Here is a 21086-nt window from a genome sequence, read left to right as displayed (position 1 = left end):
TGTAGAAATTAAGAGAATATGCCGTTTTAGGTGGATGTCATGAGAATTTATAGATTTGAAATAGGGTGAGTATGATTGTCAAACATAGCGCACCAGGTCCTTATCTTGGGTTTGCTCTTCAGCCTGTTAGGCTTTGCTACCATTTGCTCAATAGCCCAGAAAGTGCGAGTGTCTCACTTGAAGTATTAGATGATATTGCTGTTCACTTTGCTGATGGTAGCCTACTTCTTGAACAATGTAAAAGTGCGCTATCTCATAATGCGCTAGCTGACTGGTCAGAAGACTTATGGAAGACATTGGGAAACTGGCTTGACTTATTAACATCTGGAAAAATAGATGTTTTTAAAACCTCATTCCAGTTATATGTCACACCACCCAAAACTGGAAGGGTTAGTTCGGCTATGCACCTAGCGAGTAAGCCTGAAGAAGTGCAAGCTATCGTCCAGTTAGTAAAAGGAAAGCTAAAAGCACGTAAACGTCTGCCAGAATGCATTAATCATGTTCAAAAGTTTTTGGATGCAACCGAAGCTCATCAGAATGCTCTCATTATTGGATTCCAGATAGTCAGTGATGACAATGATCCAGTTGAGCCTTTGCGTGGACTATTAGCTCCTACCATACCTTCAGCCTCTATTGATGTTATCTGTGAATCTGCAATTGGGATGGTTAAGGAGCGAGCTGACCGATATATTCGTAGCCATGAACCAGCGATAATTTGTGCCGCTGATTTTCGAAAGATATTTCATACATTTATTCAAAGAAATAATCTTCTTGGCTATTTAACTTCTTTTTCTACGAGGTTGCCTTCTGACAAAATTGAAACCATCTTGCAGAGTTGCCCCACTTTTATTAAACAATTACAGTTAATTGAAGTTTCACAAGATCAGCAGTTACGTGCGGTCTGTGATTACATGCGAACAATTGGTGACAAGGTAAAATGGGCAGAACAAGGGCTGGTATTCGAGGATAGCTTTGATGAGTGGGAAGATACTCTCTTGCGTCGTCATGCAGCTATCCAAGGTGAATTAAAAGATACATTTTCAAATAAAGATAATGTTATTCAAGGGAGGACAACTTATAACCGCTGTTCTGTCCTTGATGTGCCGCTTGAGAGCCGTGTAGTGCCTGGACATTTCACACATGGAGGATTCAATGATCTCGCGAATAGAAAAAAACTTGGTTGGCATGTTGAGTATAAAACTCTTTTAAATAAGGAATAGGAATCGTGACGGATGCCAATTTGACAAGTGCTTTAAGTGAAGCTGTTTTAATACAAAACGAAGCATTGGGCGCATATGCTATTTGGAAATTCGGGCTAGGTTTCCAAGATATTGAAGGTCGAGCGGCCACATTACCTCTTAGTTTTCTCATATTGCCGTTAGTTCTACATGCTCCTACTTTAGCGATTGTGTTGAGTACCCAGAAAGCTTCTGGACTTCACTTATTTGCAGGTAAGTTAGGGGAGAAGAGAGAGAATCTCATAGCTATTCATAATCGTGCCATAGCGCTGCGGCAGTGTACCCTAGAGTCACTAATGCGTGCAGAGCAGTCAAGCTTGATTCGTATTGATCCTGCAGAAGCAACTTTGTGGGCTGTTGGTCTAAATGATGACAAATCTGTCCCTCTGTTGCCTGAACGTATTAGACGTATTGGTATGGCATGTGAAAGGATAGGATATTGGTTTGCAAGTGTTTCTGACCAACAAATTGTGCGCACTCTTAAAGTGGAGTTTTAATGTACTTTCAATTAAGACAGGTCATCTTATGGCCTCGAAAAGGTGGTGAACCTCGTATTGTGAAATTTGAACCTGGAAAGGTCAACGTCATTAGTGGTTCTTCAAAAACTGGAAAGTCGTCAGTTATCCCTATTATTGATTATTGTTTGGGAGCTGAAAAATGTGCAATACCAGTTGGTGTGATTCGTGAAACTTGCTCATGGTTTGGTGTACTAGTAGATACTTTAGAAGGCCAAAAGCTATTTGCGCGTCGGGAACCAGGGGAACTTAAGAGTTCAGGTGATATGTTCGTTATAGAAGCACCTGAGATTCAATTACCCAATGAAATTCAAAGTAAAAATCACAATGTCGATCATGTTAAGGCAATTTTGAATCGTTTGGCTGGATTGTCCAATCTGCAATTCGAACCAGGAACTGAAGATCGTTTTAAATTTCGCCCTAGTTTTCGAGATTTGATGGCATTCTTATTTCAGCCACAAAATATCATTGCTAACCCTGACGTAATGTTTTTTAAGGCGGATACGACAGAACATAGAGAAAAGCTGAAAACAATTTTCCCCTATATTCTAAATGCGATTAGCCCCGAACTTTTGCAAGCTCGTCATGAACTTGACCGTCTCCAACGTATACTCAGACGAAAAGAAAGTGAACTTAAAGTTCGTAAAAATTCTGGAGAAGCATGGCAACGAGAGGGTTCCACATGGGTCCATCTAGCAATTGAGTATGGGCTTTTACCATCTAATACCGTGATTCCAGATGACTGGCTTTCAATATTAGATCTTTTACGTTCCGCATTACATAATGATGCACGTATAGCCATGCCGACATTGAAGTCAATGGATGTCATTATGACTAAACTGACCGAATTACGTAGTACAGAGTCCAAATTAGCGATAGAGCTTTCTCAATCGCGACAACGATTACAGGAATTGCGTCGTTTGGATGAAAGTAGTGATGAGTATGGTAATGGTTTACGTATTCAGCGTGATAGGCTCAGTTTATCATCATGGATAAGAGACCTATCTACAGCCAAACCAGCAATTGTTCTTGAGCCAAGCGTTAATAGTCGTGCAAGAATTGATCAATTGTGTGAGGCTTTAGAGGGGATAGAGTTACGCTTACGTACTTATCCCACTGTAACAGAGTCTTTAGGTAGGGAAACACTTCGGCAACGTGAATCAGTAGATCAATTGTTGGGTGAACTGGCGATAGTCCGACAAGAAATCCGTATCCTTGAAGGACGGTCGGAAGATGTTCGCAAGGTGACTTCACGAAGTGAGGAGATATCAAGATTCCAGGGGCGACTACAAGAAGCTTTGAGGCTGTATGAAACAGCCGATACTTCATCTGCTCTCAGTGAGGAGGTCGTTGCACTTAAATCTAAGATAGCAGATATTTTAAAATTTGTGTCGGAGCATGAGATCGAGCAAAAGTTGGAGAATGCTCTAAATACTATTCAAAATATTTCTGGACGCTTAATCCCAAAGCTTGATGGAGAGTGGCCAGAGGCACCAATTCGTTTAATTATTCAGGATCTAACTGTAAAAGTTATTAGGGGGACGAGGGACGATTTTCTTTGGGAGATCGGAAGTGGAGCTAATTGGTTGGCATATCACATAGCTTTAACTCTTGCTCTGCAGGGATATTTTTTGTCGCTTCCGAATCACCCTGTACCTGCACTTCTAATTTATGATCAACCGAGTCAAGTATATTTCCCTGTGCGTAGGGTAGAGCGAGGATTTAGTGATGAACTTGATCCTATATGGAAAAATGAAGATATTGTTGCAGTACGAAAAGTCTTTTCGCTGTTTAATTATGTGGTTGGAGAGCGTACGAAAGGGCGTTTGCAGATCATTGTTTTAGACCATGCTGGTGAAGAGGTATGGGGAAAACTGGAAAATGTTCATCTTGTTGAAGAGTGGCGTGGTAAAGGATTGGTTCCTGTTTCATGGTATTCGTCAATGGAGATTGATTTAGATTAAGGGGAATACATCTAACTCTGAAAAATATAACATTACTTTTGGTACGTTTATTTTTAAATTGGTATTTTAATGGATATTAAGGTTTGAGTGTCCGAACCATTATTCGACAGTATTTTTAGAACAAAACACAGCCCAATCATTCATCAGTCCTTTACGTTTTTCAAGATAAGCCCCACGTAGGTAAGCAGCTTCAACCTCATCTGGTAACTTATGTGCAAGAACATGTTCACAGACTTCACGTGGGTAATCAGTTTTATCTGCTGACCAGTCACGGAAAGTAGATCGAAACCCATGTGTTGTAATCACTCGATTTTGTTTAGGATCAATATAGCCTAAGTCATTTTCTTTAAGCTTTTGTTCATGCATACGTTTGATCAGCGTAGTCAACGACATGTCAGAAAGCATTTCACCACTACGAGGTGCAGGGAAAATAAAATCTTGTAGTTGAGTATGTTCTCGAATGGAATTAAGCAAATTAATTGCCTGTTGAGACAATGGTACACGGTGTTCCTTTTCCGCTTTCATACGTTCTTTAGGAATAATCCAAATTTTATTCTTAAAATCAATTTCTTGCCATTTGGCTCCAAAAACCTCGCCAGAACGACATGCGGTTAAAATTGTAAATTCTAGAGCTTTCGGTGAAATTCCTTTTTTCTGTCTTAGGTGCTGTATAAACTCAGCCACCTGCTCATAAGGTAAAGATGGGTGAGGGCGTGATTCCTGTTTTAGATTACCTAAGATAGGCTCAAGATTACCTTTCCATTCGGCAGGGTTATCACCTTCAAAATATCCCATAGCCTTGGCATAATCGAAAATAGTTTCTAGACGCCCACGGATACGTTTGGCGGTTTCATTTTTTTCAATCCAGATTGGTTTAAGAACCTCAGCAATATCGACTTTGGTAATCGTGCCAATGCTAATATCACCTAACGTTGGATAGATATAAGTTTCTAGTGTTGATGACCATTGTCCAATATGCTTTTCATTTTTGAGTTCACGAGTTTTATTGGCAATAACGACTTTTGCACACTCCATGAATGTTCTGTTCCGTAGCTGCTGGACATGAAGATTTTTAAGTTGTTCCTGCTTATGTGCAATTGGATCAATGCCACTTCGTATTTGTAGTCTTAATTCAGTGGCCTTGGCACGAGCTTCCGCTAAGGAAACTTCAGGGTAGGGGCCAATCCCGATATCACGGCGATGAGATTTTAACTTGCCATCTTTATCTAAGCGTTTACCTACTACAGCACGTAAAATCCAGACCCGGGAATTGCCTTCAACATTTAAGCAAAGACCATCAACACCTCCTACAGAATGTCGTCCAGTCGCTTTAATTTTTGCTACACTGAGCGCAGATAGCTCTTTAGATTTCTTTGGCATGTCTTGATTTACCCCACAACCTACCCCTCATAAAATACTGGAAATGGCAGGAAGAGACAAGACTGGTTAGGATGATTAAAATATTAAGATGCTGTAAAATATAAATTTTTAATATTGGTTTGGATCGCTTAAGACTAGTGTTATACGGACACCGCTTCCGCCAAATATTAATGACAAAGCCCCGATTATCGGGGCTTTGTTGTTTCTGGGGTTTGGGTGGCGTAAGCATAAAATAATTTCAATGGGTTTATTTAGTAAGCCCATTTTCTAATATATTGTTGAGTATGTATTTATTAATTTATCTTTGATATTAAACTTTCATCATTAGGGTTATTGGAGAATAATTTAGATGGCAGAAGCATTTCACTATCTACCCGAGATACTCAGCCACTAGTCGATACCATTCCTTTGCTATGTCGTAGTAAGAAAGATGTTTTTTTGTTTTTTCGTGGTGCTGGAGTAGCTCAGGATGATCTTGGTGAAGTTGAGCGGTTAGTTGCCGTTAATAAATTCTCAATAACAAAGTATGAGATCGCTAGAAATATTCTTACAAAAGTCAATGCTCGTGGTGATAGTGCGCTTGGCACACGCCGTGAAATTATTAAGAGAGTTGTTGAGTTTGAAAGTTTTGAAACGTGTTGGGAAGGTGATCAATATAAAGCTAAAGGCTTAGTTACAACTATTCGGGAAGCTGTGGGTAAAAAAGATACATTCACTCGTATAAAACAAGAACGAGATGTTGAACGAGAAGAGCGTATGGCAAAGTCACGTGCAGAACGTGCCATAGCTACAAAAAAATCAGAGGATATTGATGCTATTAACCGCCGTCTTTCGGCATTATTCGGCTTGGATGAGAAGCCACATGAAAGAGGTAAGCTTTTAGAAAGCATATTAAACGATTTATTTAAATTTTATGGGATACTAGTTAGAGAAGATTTTCGCCGTAGAGATCCAGATACATCTATAGTAGTTGAGCAAATAGATGGAGTGATTGAATTAAATGGTCAGATTTATCTTGTCTAAATGAAGTGGCTTAATGCACCAGTTGGCATAGGCGAATTTTCACCACATCTAAGTCGCTTGTTTCTTCGTCAAAATGCTAATGGAATTTTTATTTCAGCAAATGGTTATGCCTCATCGGTAGAGTCTGTATGTAGAGATGCTCTTAGTCAAAAAACAATTTTTTTATGTTCATTACGTGAAATTGTTATGTTGTTACAACGCCAAGGCGATCTTGTGGATTTCCTCAGTAAGAAGTCAAATGCTGCAATTATTGATAAAAATCCATTTTTGGAGATTCTTTCATAAATTAGATTTAGTCTAATCATATCTAGTTTTCTCAACTAACTGTTGTTGAGGCATAGCAATCGCTTCCAACTCATCATAAGAAAGAATGGGTGGGAAAGCATCTACAGACAGTGCTGTAAATGTTTTATTCTTTCTGACTTCCTCAATACAATCCAATCGTTTAAGAAATTCTTTAGAAACCTTAGCCATATCAAGAATTACCACATTCAAGATCTTGCCTAAATGTCTAAAGGTGTTATTGAACATATTTCAATTATTAGAGGTCTAATCGACTCATTGTTGTTGTCAAAAGTGTGTAATTGTTAATCAAAATATACTATATAAGTCAAAGTGATTTGAGAAAAAATAATGAATTTGAGTATTTACAAAATGTCATAATTTAGAAATAATTAAATGTGAAATACATCACAATTACTATTGACATGAAAAATTTAAAATTAAACCAAATTTCTTTGGGTGTTTGTTTAATACTTTTGGGAACACTAACAAACGCGGCAGACCCACAATTTCCTCAAAATTTGGAAACAGATGCTACTCAACGTCAACAACAACGTGATGAAGCATTACAAAAGCAATTACAACCTGAACCTGTGGTACAGACGGGATTAGAAAAACAATTAATTACACAACCACAGCTACAATATTTACAGTCACATAGTGAAAAACTATGTTTTGACATTAAAAAGTTTGTATTGATTGGGGATGATGCCCGCCAATTTACTTTCGCGATGCGTCCCGTGATTCAAGGTGAGCATAATTTGATTGGTCGCTGTATCGGGGTGCAAGGTTTAAATCAAGCATTGGATTTGATTCAAAACCGTATTATTAGTCATGGCTATGTGACAACGCGTATGCTGTTGCCCCAACAAAATATCGCATCAGGTGAAATTAAGCTTCAAGTCATCGCTGGTAAAGTCGATCAAATTCAATTTGTTCAAGGAACATCTAAGCGCGCACACAAATTTAATGCGTTGCCTGTGCGAACTGGCGATATTTTAAATATTCGAGATATTGAACAGGGGTTGGAAAACTTTAAACGTGTACCGACTGTTGAAGCTGATTTTAAGATTAAACCTTCAGAACAGCGTAAAGAACCAGGCTGTAGTGACTTGGAACTGGCATGGCAACAATCAAAACCTTACCGCATTCATTTAGGGATTGATGATGCAGGTTCAGATTCAACAGGTAAATATCAAGGAACTGCGACTTTATCTTTAGATCATCTGTTTACCGCAAATGATTTATTTTATGGCAGTTATAACCATGATTTAGGTGGTGGGGATTCTGGAAAGCGTGGGACAGATGGCTATTATTTAAGTTATAGCATTCCGCTGAAATACTGGATATTGAGTACCAGTTATAGTCAATCTGACTATAACCAGACGGTTGCAGGCGCCAGTGAAAGTTATAGCTATAGTGGGAAAAGCAAGCTCATTGGCGCAGATTTATCGCGTGTACTTTATCGAGATGCAAAACGCAAAACCACAGCCAGTGTCGGTGGTTGGTATAGAGAGTCACAAAACTTCATCAATGATGTAGAAATTGAAGTGCAGCGCAGAAAAACGGCTGGCTGGAAAGCCAGCTTAGATCATACAGAATATTTAGCCAATGCAACCTTAAACGGAAATTTAACCTATAAACGTGGAACAGGTGCATTTAATGCAATGCGTGCACCTGAAGAGGAATTTGGCGAGGCTTATACCCATGTTGGCATATTACAAGCCAATGCCAGCCTGCAAGTTCCTTTCAAGGTGGGCAATCAATCGTTGCAATATCTTGCTGAATGGCGAACCCAACATAGTCAAAAACCATTGACACCTCAAGACCGTTTTTCGATTGGGAACCGTTATACCGTGCGCGGCTTTGATGGTGAACAAACCTTATTGGCAGACAATGGCTTCTTAGTCCGCAATGAAATCAGTGGCTCGATGTCTAGACTTCCAATGCAATGGTATACCGGCATTGATTTTGGTGAGGTCGGTGGAAAAACTGCGCACGAACCTAATCCATTGTTGGGTACAAGTTTAATGGGGGCTGCCTTTGGATTGCGAGGTCAAATTTTAAAATCCGTCAGTTATGACGTTTTTGTTGGCACGCCATTGAAGAAACCAGCGCACTACAGAACAGACAATGTGACTACAGGGTTTAGTTTGAACTGGATGTATTAATCCATTACATCAAGATCCATATACAACTTTCGATATTGAAAAAACATTAAAAAATTAGGTCAGACATTATGAATAAGAACCGTTATAGAGTTATTTATAGCCAAGCGCGTGGAATGTTTATTGCAGTTGCTGAGATTGTAAAAAGCCGAACAAAAACAGCAGGACAATCACATGCTGTAGGTGAAATCGAAATAGAAGATATCACTGGTGCATCTTCAATCACCTATAAAAAGCTAAATCCAGTCAATTTTGCAGTGGTCAGTCTCTTAGGGGCAGCAATTTACACCTTGCCTATGGCGACGATCGCTGAAAGTCATATTGTGGCTGATAAGTCTGCACCAAACTCACAACAAGCGACCATACTTAATACCAGCAATGGATTGACTCAAGTCAATATTCAAACCCCAAGCGCTGGCGGTGTATCTCGCAATACCTATACTCAATTTGATGTGGGGCAAGAAGGTGCTATCCTGAATAATGCCCGAAACAATACCCAAACCCAATTGGGCGGTTGGGTACAAGGTAATCCATGGCTCGCCAAAGGTGAAGCCAAGGTTATTCTGAATGAAGTGAATTCTAGCAATCCAAGTCAGCTCAAAGGCTATTTGGAGGTCGCAGGTAAACAAGCTCAAGTGGTCATTGCCAATCCATCAGGTTTGGTCTGTGATGGCTGTGGCGTAATTAATGCAGACCGCTTTACCTTAACTACAGGTCAGGCGGTGATGCATCAAGGCTATCTTGATTCATTCCGAGTACGTGAAGGGCAAGTCACGATTGAAGGAAAAGGTTTAAATGGAAGCTTAACCCCGTATACAGATATTTATGCGCGCGCTTTAAATGTCAATGCAGGCTTATATGCCAATGAATTAAAAACGGTATTGGGTCAAAATGACATTAATGTTCAAGACCCATCTGTACCACAAATTGCCAAAGCCACGAGTGGTGTTAATACAACATCTCAGCCTAACTTTGCCCTTGATGTTGGTCAATTGGGTGGTATGTATGCTGGAAAAATCTATTTGGTGGGAACTGAAAATGGTTTAGGTGTACGTAATGCAGGTTCAATCAATGCGACTACAAGTCAACTGAGTTTGAATGCCAATGGTGATTTGATCAATACGGGTAATATGATTGCTAACAAAGATCAAATTATTGTTGAAGCTCAACAGGTTAAGAATAGTGGCAATATCAGCAGTACCCAGCATCAGATCCAAATTCAAGCTGAAAATATTCAGAACAGCGGTTTGATTGCGACCAATGATGAAATTAAACTCAAAGCGCAAGCCAAGATTGACAATAATGAGGGTGTCATCAATGCTGGGCGTATTGATTTTACTGCACAAAACTTAAGCAACAATAAAGGTAAAATTGAGCAAACAGGTCAGCAACAGCTGAATATTCATGCAAAAACTTTAGACAATACTCAAGGTTTGGTTGGACAGGCGACGAAAGAGAGTAGCGGAACAGGTGGAACATCAGGCGGAACAACAACGCCGAGTGTGACGGATCCAGAGCAACAGTCTTCCGCACAAGATTCGAGTAAAGTTGAAGTTGCGCCAATAGATTTAACACCAAAAACTTTCGAAGCAGGCAATATTCAGATTGCGCAAGACATGAGTAATATTGAGGGTGCAATTGTTAACAATGCCGACATTAGCTTAAATGTACGAGACAGTATTAAAAATAATAGCGGTGAAATTCAACTGCCTGAATTGCAATTTAATGGACAAAATTTCGAAAACCAACAAGGTAAATTGACGGCTAAAGTGATAAATATCACGGCACAGCAGGTAGATAACCAAAAAGGCTTGATTGATGCCAATCAAAGCTTTGATCTCAATGCAGTTCAGCTGAATAATACACAGGGACGTGTGCAAAGTGCTAAGGCTTTCAATTTAAATTCAACAGAGATTAATAACAACCAAGGTCAAATCCTTGCAGTAGATAGATTAAGTTTAAACTCTAAGACCACCAATAATTCACAAGGTGTTATTGGTTCAGTCAACGCGGATGCTGAGCTTTCTATCCAAACTTTAGATAATCGTCAGGGAGAGATTTCTGCGCAAAATGTTCAACTCAATGGACAAAGTCTAAATAATCAGCAAGGCACAATTCAAGCGAAAAAGGCAGATCTAACGATCAATGTTGATCAAATTGATAATGGTACGACGCAAGATTCAGCAGGTCATTTGATTGCTGGGCAAAATCTCAAATTGAATGCCTTGCAGTTACAAAGTACGGGACAAATTTATGCTGGCAATAGTGCTGATTTAACAGTGAATCAGTTGCAACAATATGGTCAGCTTGCGGCACTAAATAAAATCAATGTTCAATCAAATACGATCACCAGTGATAAAAATGCGGTATGGGCTGCTGGATTGGATTCAGAAGGGAAACTGAGCAATGCTGATGCCACATTGACTCTTGATGCACAAAATGTACAGATTGCAGGTAAGATTTTATCAGGCAAACAAATTCAAATTAAAGCAGCTCAAAGCACAGACTTAAGCCAAAGTGAAAGCCAAGCGCAGAATATCAATATTGCAACCACTGAATTGAAGACCAACAATGCCAAAATCATTGTAAATCAACAATTGGATTTAATTGCAACACAAAATATTGACAATGAAAAAGGGCAATATAGCGCAGAACAGATCAATCTCAATACAGTACAACTCAATAACGACCAAGGTTTAATTCAACACACAGGTAAAAATGATTTTATTCTGGATGTGGCAAATCGGATTGATAACAATGCAGGTCAGATCATTACTAATGCCGACAATACTGAAATTAAAACCAACACTTTAAATTCCAAAGCGGGTGAAATTTTACATGCGGGTGATCAACAGTTAAAAATCACTGCAAAAAACCTACAAGGACAACAGAGTAAGATCCAAAGTAATAGCCATCTAAAACTTGATCTAGGCATTACCAATTTAGATCAAGCGCTTACTGCCGCACAAAATATTGATTTAAAAGCAACTGAGCTCAGTCATCAACAAGGGCAACTAATTCAAAGTGATGCCAATGGGCAATTGAATGTGAATGTTGCGCAAACATTGAATAATACCTCTGGTGTGATCAGTGCTGCTGGTGATGCTCAGCTCAATATATCGAAGCTGAATAATCAGCAAGGTGTGATTCAAACACTTGCTGACAAAGACCTAAAACTGGTGACACAACAACTCGATAACCAGTCAGGTAAAATTATTGCAGGACGTGATGCAGTTATAGCAACAACTCTATTGAATAATGACACAGGTACTGTCTACGCAGCAGGAAAATTTGGACTGCATGCAACACAAGATGTGTCTAACCAACAGGGTTTAATTGCTGCAAAACAGCACCTTATACTAGATGCAAAAAATCTAAATAATCACAAAGGTCAGATTCAGACTGAATCTGGTGATGCGAATCTCATCATTGCTGAAACTTTAAACAACCAATCTGGAAGTATTCAAAGTGCAAATGCACTTAATATCATGGCTGCCCAAGTTGAAAACCAAGCTGGGCAACTGCTTTCAGGTACCGATACACAACTCGAAGTCACAGATTTGAATAATCAATCTGGGACAATTTACGCTAAGAAACAACTGGATCTCAATGTCTCAGGTACAACTGACAACAGTGCAGGTACCCTTGCAGCAGAACAAAATCTAAACCTAAATACACAGCACTTATTGAATCATGTAGGACAAATCCGTTCAGAAAATGCCAATTCCAATTTAAGAATTGTTCAAGATATTCAGAACAACCGTGGCTTAATCTCAGCAGCAAAAAATCTGAATCTAAAAGCGCAGAACGTTACATCACAAAAAGGTAAAATTCAGTCGGGTGCAAGTGCCGATATTCAACTGAACAACTTAGATAATACTGAGGGTGTGGTTTACGCTGGTGAACAATTACAACTTTCGGCAACAACTGAGCTAAACAATACTCAAGGTGTTGTTGCTGCTGAACAATTGACTGATCTCATAGCTGGTTCTGTCATCAATAATGCAGGACAAATTCGTTCACAACAAGATCAACTTAAACTGAATGTGCAAAAGGATATCAGTAACCAAGCGGGAGAAATTTCGGCAGGTAAATCTATTGATCTGAATGCACAAAATCTCAGCAACCAAAAAGGTAAAGTGATTGCAGGACAGGCGCTTAATGCAACGGTAAAACAAGTTGATAATACTGATGGTACTGTTTACGCCAAAGATCAATTACATCTCAATGTTGCAGATCAACTCAACAACCAATCTGGTACTATTGCAGCCAATCAACACGTACAAATACAAGCCAATAGTATTCACAATACCGCAGGTAAAATCCGCTCAGAACAAAATAAACTCACTTTACAGGTTCAACAGGATTTAGATAACCAAAAGGGAGAAATCTTTGCGGGTACAGATGCTGATATTCAGGCGAGTGGAATCGATAACCAAACAGGCACGATTTATAGCAAAAATCAGTTGGGTTTAAACGCCAAGCAACTGAACAATCAGCAAGGGCAGATCTACTCAGAGGATCAAGCGCAAATTGATGTTCAAGGGGATATTCAAAATAATAATGGCGTATTGCTTGCTGGAAAAAATTTAGATATTCAAAGCCGCCTTTTAGATAATACTGAAGGTACGATCAGATCAGAAAAATCAGATATTTACATTGCAGCACAAGGACAGTTGCTTAATCAAAAAGGGGATATTTATGCAGCACAAAATGCAAGTTTAAATAGTGTTGGTTTAGATAATACAGCTGGGCAGATTGCGACACAGAATCAGCTCAGTATTGATACCCAAAAACAGCAGCTCAGTAATCAAAACGGTAAAATCATTGCCAAAACTGTAGATTTAAAAACAGGCAAATTGGATAACCAAACAGGTTTAATTCAGGCTGAACAGTCAGTTAAGATTGATACACAACAAAATGCCTTGCTGAATAATAATTCAGGTAACAATGCTGGAATACTCAGCCAAGGTAGTCTTGATCTGCTCAATATTACTCAGCTTGAAAATACTCGTGGTTATATTGCGGCAATTGGTTCAGCCAACATTGCTGCGCAGAATATCAATAACAATAGCGGTCAAATCAATAGCCAAGCAGACTTAAACATTCATCAGCAAACATCGGATGGGCGTATTGATAACCTTGCTGGGCAAATTCAGGCACAGCAAAATGTCAGTTTAAATTCGGATACGATCAATAACAGTGGTGTAGGCAGTCATATTGTTGCAGGTGAAAAACTGACCGCAACCGCTAATCAATTCATCAATGCACAGACCAAAGATAGCACTGTACTAGGTGGGCTTGATGCTAAAAATATTGAAATCAATGCACTAACTCTCGATAACCAAGCTGGTGTGATTCGCGCCAGCGACAATGCAATATTGAATATCAACAACCAATTGAGCAACCAATTGGGTTCAATCAGTAGTTTGAATACACTTAGCATTGGTACAGTGAATAAGACGCTGAATTTAAATAATACAGATGGTGAGTTACTCGCAAAAAATCAACTCAATCTGAAAGCCAATGAATTGATCAATAAAGGTAAGATCGTCAGTGAGGGTAATGTCGATATCGACTTAAAGCAAAGCTATACCCATACCCAAGCAGATCAAATTTCTGCGAATGGCACACTGAAACTCAGTACAGAACAGGATTTAATCAATCAGTCTGAATTGACAGCAGGGCAAAAAGTTGAACTCAATGCAAAAAATATTCAAAATCAAACAGGTGCGAGTATTTCATCGAATGAGACGCGTCTGATTGCACAAGATACCCTACACAACCAAGGCTTAATCAATGGTGAGCTCACCCATATTCAAGCCAATCGTGTTTGGAATGATGGTGCACGAATTTATGGTACACATGTTGCGATTCAAGCCAATACTCTGGATAACAAGTCCAACTCTTTCGGTACAGGCGCTGTGATCGCATCACGCGGTGATATGGATTTAGGGATTCAAATCTTAAACAATCAGTCAGGTGGCGTTGTTAAAGAAAGTGCTAGAGACAATGCTTGGATCTTCAGTGCAGGAGATTTAACGATTGGGGGCAAATTAAACCCTGATTTAAAAGCCCAAGGACAAGCACATACTGTCAATAATTTAAGTGCACGTATCGAGTCATTGGGAGATATGACCCTTATTGCAAAAAATATTAATAATATTAATCAAAATTTTGAAACAAAACTCGTTCAAATTGGTGGGGTAACTGACAAAATTTATATCCAGCCTAAAGACAAAACGACAAAGATCCCAGTAGAAAATTTATATTGGAAAAATTGGAGTCGTGCAGGGCTATATCGTTATGATACGACGCCAAATGTGTTGCCTGAAAATATTAAACTGGGTGAAACGCCGATCCCGAATGTTGAATCAGTCAACTGTGTTGGAACTGGAGATGAGCAAAGTTGTAATGTTAATTACAAAAAGTCAGATCCTGTATGGGCATATTTTAATATTACACCACCATCAACAGATGCACCTGAAGCGCCAACCTTAGTTCAACCTGTTCCCCCAACAGGACAGTCAAGTTGTGAAGTTGGTTTAGGTTATGATGCTGTTGCATGTGCAGCATATCAAACAGCGTATACGCAATACCAAAAAGATCAGCAGACTTATGATCAAGCGCAAGCCCAATATAAAAAGGATTTAGATGCATGGAGTTCGAGTGACGAAACTGCTTATCAACAATTAGATGAGGCAATTCAAGCCTATAATTTAAAATTTGATAATACGGAAATAAAAGCATGGACACAGTACGAAGTTAAAGAAACCAAGTTTGAAAGTCAGGTTGTGACTTCTGCTCCAGCAGAAATTATTGCTGGTGGTGATCTCAATATTTATGCTGATGCTTTTAAAAATGATAAGAGTTATGTACTTGCTGGTGGAAAACTCAATGCTGAGCTTGCACAGGCTGTAAATAATATTGATGGTAAAGGTCAGCAAATACTCAAACAATCTGGGATCAGTACATATACTTATTCGAATTGGCGTGGCGGTTTTAAACGCTATCACGAACGTAAGTGGAATAAGTCACAAACCTATAATCCTGCAGATGAAATTAAAGAAATTGATTTGCCTGTGAATCAATGGTTGGGGAATGTTAAAAATCATACCTTAAATCAGAATATTTCAGCGGTGAGTACAGGCAATCATGCAACTATCACCACAGATACTGTTAATACCCCAGAGCAATTGGTAGATCGTCAACAACAAAGTCAACAGGTCGATATAAATGTAAATGCTGGGCAATCCGTTACTGCAAATGGTCAAGAAACAAATACACCCAATACACCTGATCAATTAGATGTGAACTCTGGAGAAAAAGCGCAGGTCAACTCACAAGCGCAAAATCTTCAATCTCTGGATTCTGCTGAAAAATTACAAGCAAATGCAGCGCAAACAACAGGGGTCAAAGGTCAAGGTGATCTTGAAATCCGTAGTGTATCTATGGACTTCATGAGCTTGCCAAGCAATGCACTTTTTAGTACGAATACAGAGAGCCAATCAAAATATTTAGTAGAAACCGATCCAGCATTTATCAACTATAAACAATGGTTGTCTTCGGACTATATGTTAGATGCGATGGATCTTGACCCAGCATTGAAACAAAAACGCTTGGGAGATGGCTATTACGAACAACGATTGGTTCAAGATCAAATTGCGCAATTGACAGGATTTAGATTTTTACAAGGTTATGCAAATGATGAAGCCCAATATAAGGCTTTAATGAATAATGGTCTAACCTTTGCTAAAAATTATAATTTACGTCCTGGGATTGCATTGACGGCTGCACAAATTGCACAACTCACCACTGATATTGTGTGGTTAGAAGAAAAAACCATTAAACTTGCGGACGGTACAACGACCAAGGCACTGGTACCACAAGTCTATGTAAAAGCCCGTGCAAGTGATTTAAAGGGTGATGGTACCTTAGTCAGTGCAAATCAGGTGCGATTGAATGTACAAGGCGATGTACTCAATAGTGCGACAATTGCTGGACGTGAAGCATTACAAATCTCAGCAGATAGCATCAATCAACTCGGTGGGCGGATGCAGGCGAACCGTGTTGAACTCAATACTACTAAAGATTTAAATAATATTGGTGGAACGATTAAGGCAATTGATTCAGCAAAACTTAATATTGGCGGTGATTTTAACCAACATAGTACAACTCAGAGCACTGTGAATAATCTCGGTGCAAGCGTATTTACGCGTGAGGGCTTTGACCGTCAAGCCGGGCTTTATGTTGGTTCGTCTTTAAATTTAGCAGATTACAAGACAGATCCGTTAAGTACTACTTTGGTGATTAATGTTGGTGGCAATACTTCATTAAAAGGCACTGAAATTATTAACCTTAATGGTTCGAGTCTGCTTAAGACGCAAGGAAATCTCAACATAGAAGGTGTAAATACTTCTGTGAATAATCGTGGTTATACCAATAAGGATAACTACAACTATGATAAAAAACAGCAAGATATTGGTTCATTCATTCAGAGTGCTGGCGATACACGTTTTCAAGCTGAAAATATATCAGTGAAAGGTTCACAAATTTCTAGTGAACAAGGTTCAACGATACTTTCAGCACAACAGAAGATCGATATTTCTGAGGGTCGAAAACTTTCAGATTCAGAGACTGCCTATAAAACCAAAGACAAGAGTACATTTAGCACGACTACAGAGAAAGGTCGCGTACGAAACATGAGTAATGAAGCGATTGCTAGCACAATTGATGGTAAAAATGTCATTCTTGATGCCAACAATATCAATATTCGTGGCAGTAATATTATTTCAGATGAACTCACGCAGATTCAGGCGAAAGAGAATGTTAGTATTACGGGTGCTGAAAATAAATATTTAGATTATTCAGAGTCGAGCGTTAAAAAATCTGGGTTGATGTCGAGTGGTGGGATTGGTTTTAGTGTAGGTTCAAAGAAAGAGCTGACAGAACAACAAAATACCCAATCGACCAACACAGGTTCAATGGTTGGCAGTTTAAATGGCAATACCAATATCATTGCAGGCAAAACTTACCAACAGACGGGAAGTACGGTTTCCTCACAAAATGGCGATGTAAATATATTGGCACAACAAGTCAATATTGAAGCTGCAAAAGAACAAAGTACCCGTGATTATAAATATGAAATGGAGCAAAAGGGCTTAACCCTTGCTGTGAATGTTCCAGTGGTCAGTGCAGTGCAATCCGTAGTGGATTCAAGCAAGCAAGTGGGTCAGAGTAAGAATGATCGTGTCAATGCCATGGCAGCAGCCAATGCTGGTTTTGATGCTTATAAAGCGGGACAGGCTTTAGGCAAATTACAAGGTGCACTGTCGGATGCAAGTAAGCTGAATGGAAATGTCGAAGTCAGCGTAAGTCTGACTTACGGAGAGCAGAAAAATACTCAATTTAGTCAGACACAAAGTAGTACAGCCAGCCAAAGTCAAGTTTATGCAGGTGGCAAAACCAATATTGTTGCCACAGGCGCAGGTGAAAAATCCAATATCAATATCATTGGTTCGGATGTTGTGGGTATGCAAGGGACTCATTTGGCAGCCGATCATGATGTCAACATAAAAGCGGCTGAACAAAAAACCATTGAAGCGTCTGGCAACAAGAGTGCAGGTTGGAATGCAGGGGTTTCAGTCAGTAATCAAACAGGGTTTGGGGTCACTGCTGGAGGAAATCTTGGAAAAGGCAAAGGCAATGGGACAGACACCAGTTATGTGAACAGTCATATTGGTTCTAAAGACAGTTCAACCACGATCAGTAGTGGAAATGCAACCAATATTATTGGTGGTCAGGTACAAGGTAAAGGTGTACAGATTGATGCCAATGAACTAAATATCGAAAGCTTACAAGACAAAGCAACCTATCAAAGCAAGCAACAAAATATCTCAGGGCAAGTTAGTGTCGGAACCAATGGTGCTAATGCATCAGGCAGTTTTAGTAAGTCGAATGTAAATGCCAATTATGCATCGGTAAACGAACAGTCAGGAGTTTTCGCTGGAGATGATGGTTATCAGATCAAGGTGAAGAATAATACTGATTTGAAAGGAGCGATCATTACCTCGACACAAACTGCTGAAAACTTAAAGAAAAATATTTTGGATACAGGCACATTGACGCATTCAGATATTCGTAATGTCAGTGAGTATGATGCCAAAGGTATTAGCTTAAGTGCAGGGTTTAATGCAGGCAAAAGCGATGAAAAAGGTGGTAAAACCCCTGATACTGTACTTTCTACACCAAACAAAATTGATCAGCATGCATCCACGACTACAGGTGTAAGTAAGTCGATCGGTTTTGGTTTAGACAGTGATAAAGACAGTAGTGTGACCAAGAGCGGTATCAATACGACAAATATCACCATTCGAGATGAACAAGGTCAGCAAGCATTAACAGGTAAAACCGCTGAGCAGATCAAGTCAGACATCTTGACCAGTGTGACAACAGATACAGCCCGAGAAAATAGTGGTGCGTTAAAAAATAACTTTGATAAAGACAAGGTTCAAAGTGAAATCAATTTGCAGATGGAAGTGACGAAGAAGTTTGGAGAGAATGCGCCTAAGGCTGTAGCTGACTATGCACAACAACAAGCATTAAAACAAAGATTACTTGGAAATGAGGCAGAAGCAAAAAAATGGGATGAAGGAGGAGTTTATCGAGTTGCAATGCATACAGCTATTGGTGCTTTAAGTACAGGTTCAATAGAAGGTGCTTTAACAACAAGTGGTATTGCAGCAGCTGCACCTACACTAAATAAAATTCAAGAAAATATGGTCAAAACATTGACTGAAAAAGGAATGAAAACTGATAGCGCAGAGGCAGTTGTTAACGGTGTAAGCAGTTTGGCACTATTTGGTGCAGGAACTGTGGTTGGATTAAATACGTCAATTGTAGGCACAGCAGTAAATGTCGATTCAAATAATCGTCAGTTGCATCGAGAAGAAGTTAATCTCATTCAAAAGCTAGCGAAAGAATATGCAAAAGAAAAAGGAATTAGTGAAGATGATGCGAAAACAATCTTAACCCGAGGCGCTTTATACAATATCGATGAAGGGTGGAAAAATAGTATTGATCGGAGTCTATCTGAATCAGAAATATCAAAATATCAAGAAGGCTATCAATATTTACGTGCTAAAACTGCCAACACTTCTGTAAGTGATTTGAATAGTGATGGGTTACCTAACTTAGAAATCACTGCACCAAATGGTGGTGCATTTCCAACGATTCGAGTCGAGGCAACAAGGGATACATATGCAGGTCATTTAACTGATTCTGAAATAGAAAAGGCTAAAACTTATATAGATACTGAGGGTAAAGGTTTTACTGCATCGCCAGATGATTTTAAAAATAAAGATGTATTTCTAACAAATACTCTTGGAGGAAGTGCGGATACAAAATCAGCAAATTACAACGATAAAAAAGAGTTTATTCAGGATCATGGGGCAATTAAAAGTAGTGAACTTGGTCTTGGTGATCAATTACTTCAACCATTAAAACGTGATGCGGGTACAGCTGTAGGAACTGTTGAAGGATTAAAAACAGGTATCGAAGGTGCTGTAGAAACAGGATGGAATATATTAAATGGGATTGTTGATTTTGTTGAAAAACCTGCTGAAAGTACTCAAAAGGCGATAGATACAACAGCTACGGTTATTAAAAACGCCCCAGAAATTGCGCAAAAAGTTATAGATGCTGAAGCGATTAATAGAGAAAAATACACGACCACATTAGATCTATACCAGATGCAACAAGATGACTATGAGAAAGCGAGACTTGAAGCACAAATATATGGTGAGTTGATAGGTGGAGCTGGTATTGGTGCAGTTGGGAAGAAAGCGACTACTGAAACGGGTAAAGCCCTGCAAGAAGTCGTTAAAAACGTCGATGATCATTTAACACCAAAACCTGCAACGGTAGCTGGGACACCTGATGTCAATGGTGGAGCAACTACCATGACTGGAAAGCCCGATGCAAATGGAGATGTAGGAAAATCTGAAGTTATTGGGGCGACTATGGCTGTGGGAAGTGATTCAAATAAAAATAGTGGTCTTAGTGATTTAGAATCAAAGAGTAATTCTTCAAGTAGTACTACTATTCCTAAACCAAAAATTGATATTACTGATGAATTTATTTTCAAAAATCAGAATGGAATTATAACCATGAGGTATGGGAATCCTGAAGGTGTAGCAGGGATAATTGTTAATGTTGATAAAAATGGTATTTTAGGTTTTGATATAAGATCAGCACCTGATCATCCTTATATGAATGCATCTGGTGTTGATATGTTTAGTAGTGCAATTCAACGTTTGAATCAGGAGGGTATACAAGTAAATAAAATACGTGGGGCATGGATTTCAGGAACCGATAGTGTTAATACAGCACAATATTCTGCTAATTTAGCAAAAGGTATGTCACCTAATGATGCTGCACTAAATACTTGGACAGGAAAAATTGCTCAAAGACATGGCAGAGTAAAACTTGAAGTGCGACATAAACCACCTAATTAAT

General features: G+C 39.1%; 9 protein-coding genes. 7 read left to right on the top strand and 2 right to left on the bottom strand.

All coding sequences use genetic code 11. The annotated features are described in order from the left end of the window. Nucleotides 1–71 precede the first annotated feature (71 nt). The 3 genes from I9192_RS14710 (at nt 72) to I9192_RS14700 (ending at nt 3717) form a co-directional block, all read left to right on the top strand. Nucleotides 72–1220: an ABC-three component system protein gene (locus I9192_RS14710; protein ID WP_151793534.1), complete on the top strand. Its 1149-nt coding sequence runs from the start codon at nt 72–74 to the stop codon at nt 1218–1220. A 5-nt stretch (nt 1221–1225) separates the two neighbouring features. Beyond that, nucleotides 1226–1735, top strand: a complete 510-nt coding sequence (locus tag I9192_RS14705; protein WP_151793533.1) for a three component ABC system middle component — start codon at nt 1226–1228, stop codon at nt 1733–1735. Between the two features lie 284 nt (nt 1736–2019). After that, nucleotides 2020–3717 carry a DUF3732 domain-containing protein gene (locus tag I9192_RS14700; protein ID WP_198114738.1) on the top strand — a complete coding sequence of 566 codons (1698 nt, stop codon included), beginning with the start codon at nt 2020–2022 and terminating at the stop codon, nt 3715–3717. Nucleotides 3718–3816: 99 nt separating this feature from the next. On the opposite strand, the gene I9192_RS14695 is transcribed toward I9192_RS14700, so the two are convergent. Further along, entirely contained in the window at nt 3817–5097 is a 1281-nt protein-coding gene (locus I9192_RS14695; protein ID WP_151793531.1) for a tyrosine-type recombinase/integrase, read from the bottom strand. Between the two features lie 438 nt (nt 5098–5535). Here I9192_RS14695 and I9192_RS22370 point away from each other — a divergent pair, with 438 nt between their 5' ends. After that, on the top strand, nt 5536–6120 hold the full coding sequence (locus I9192_RS22370; RefSeq protein ID WP_228289324.1) for a hypothetical protein: 585 nt from the start codon (nt 5536–5538) through the stop codon (nt 6118–6120). Then, complete coding sequence (locus I9192_RS22365; RefSeq protein ID WP_005032620.1) at nt 6121–6405, top strand: hypothetical protein; 285 nt, start codon at nt 6121–6123, stop codon at nt 6403–6405. A gap of 12 nt (nt 6406–6417) precedes the next feature. Here the strand turns inward: I9192_RS22365 and I9192_RS14685 are convergent, their stop codons facing one another. Continuing rightward, entirely contained in the window at nt 6418–6594 is a 177-nt protein-coding gene (locus tag I9192_RS14685; RefSeq protein ID WP_162987725.1) for a hypothetical protein, read from the bottom strand. Between the two features lie 233 nt (nt 6595–6827). Here I9192_RS14685 and I9192_RS14680 point away from each other — a divergent pair, with 233 nt between their 5' ends. Continuing rightward, nucleotides 6828–8573, top strand: coding sequence for a ShlB/FhaC/HecB family hemolysin secretion/activation protein (locus I9192_RS14680; protein WP_200149877.1), 1746 nt, complete (start codon nt 6828–6830; stop codon nt 8571–8573). Nucleotides 8574–8641: 68 nt separating this feature from the next. Further along, nucleotides 8642–21085, top strand: a complete 12444-nt coding sequence (locus tag I9192_RS14675) for a two-partner secretion domain-containing protein (RefSeq protein ID WP_200149876.1) — start codon at nt 8642–8644, stop codon at nt 21083–21085. Nucleotide 21086 lies beyond the last annotated feature (1 nt).

The sequence above is a fragment of the Acinetobacter bereziniae genome (assembly GCF_016576965.1).
GTDB classification, from domain to species: Bacteria; Pseudomonadota; Gammaproteobacteria; order Pseudomonadales; family Moraxellaceae; genus Acinetobacter; species Acinetobacter bereziniae.
The sequence above is the reverse complement of the archived record's forward strand: the minus strand, read 5'-3'. Positions and strand labels throughout refer to the sequence as shown.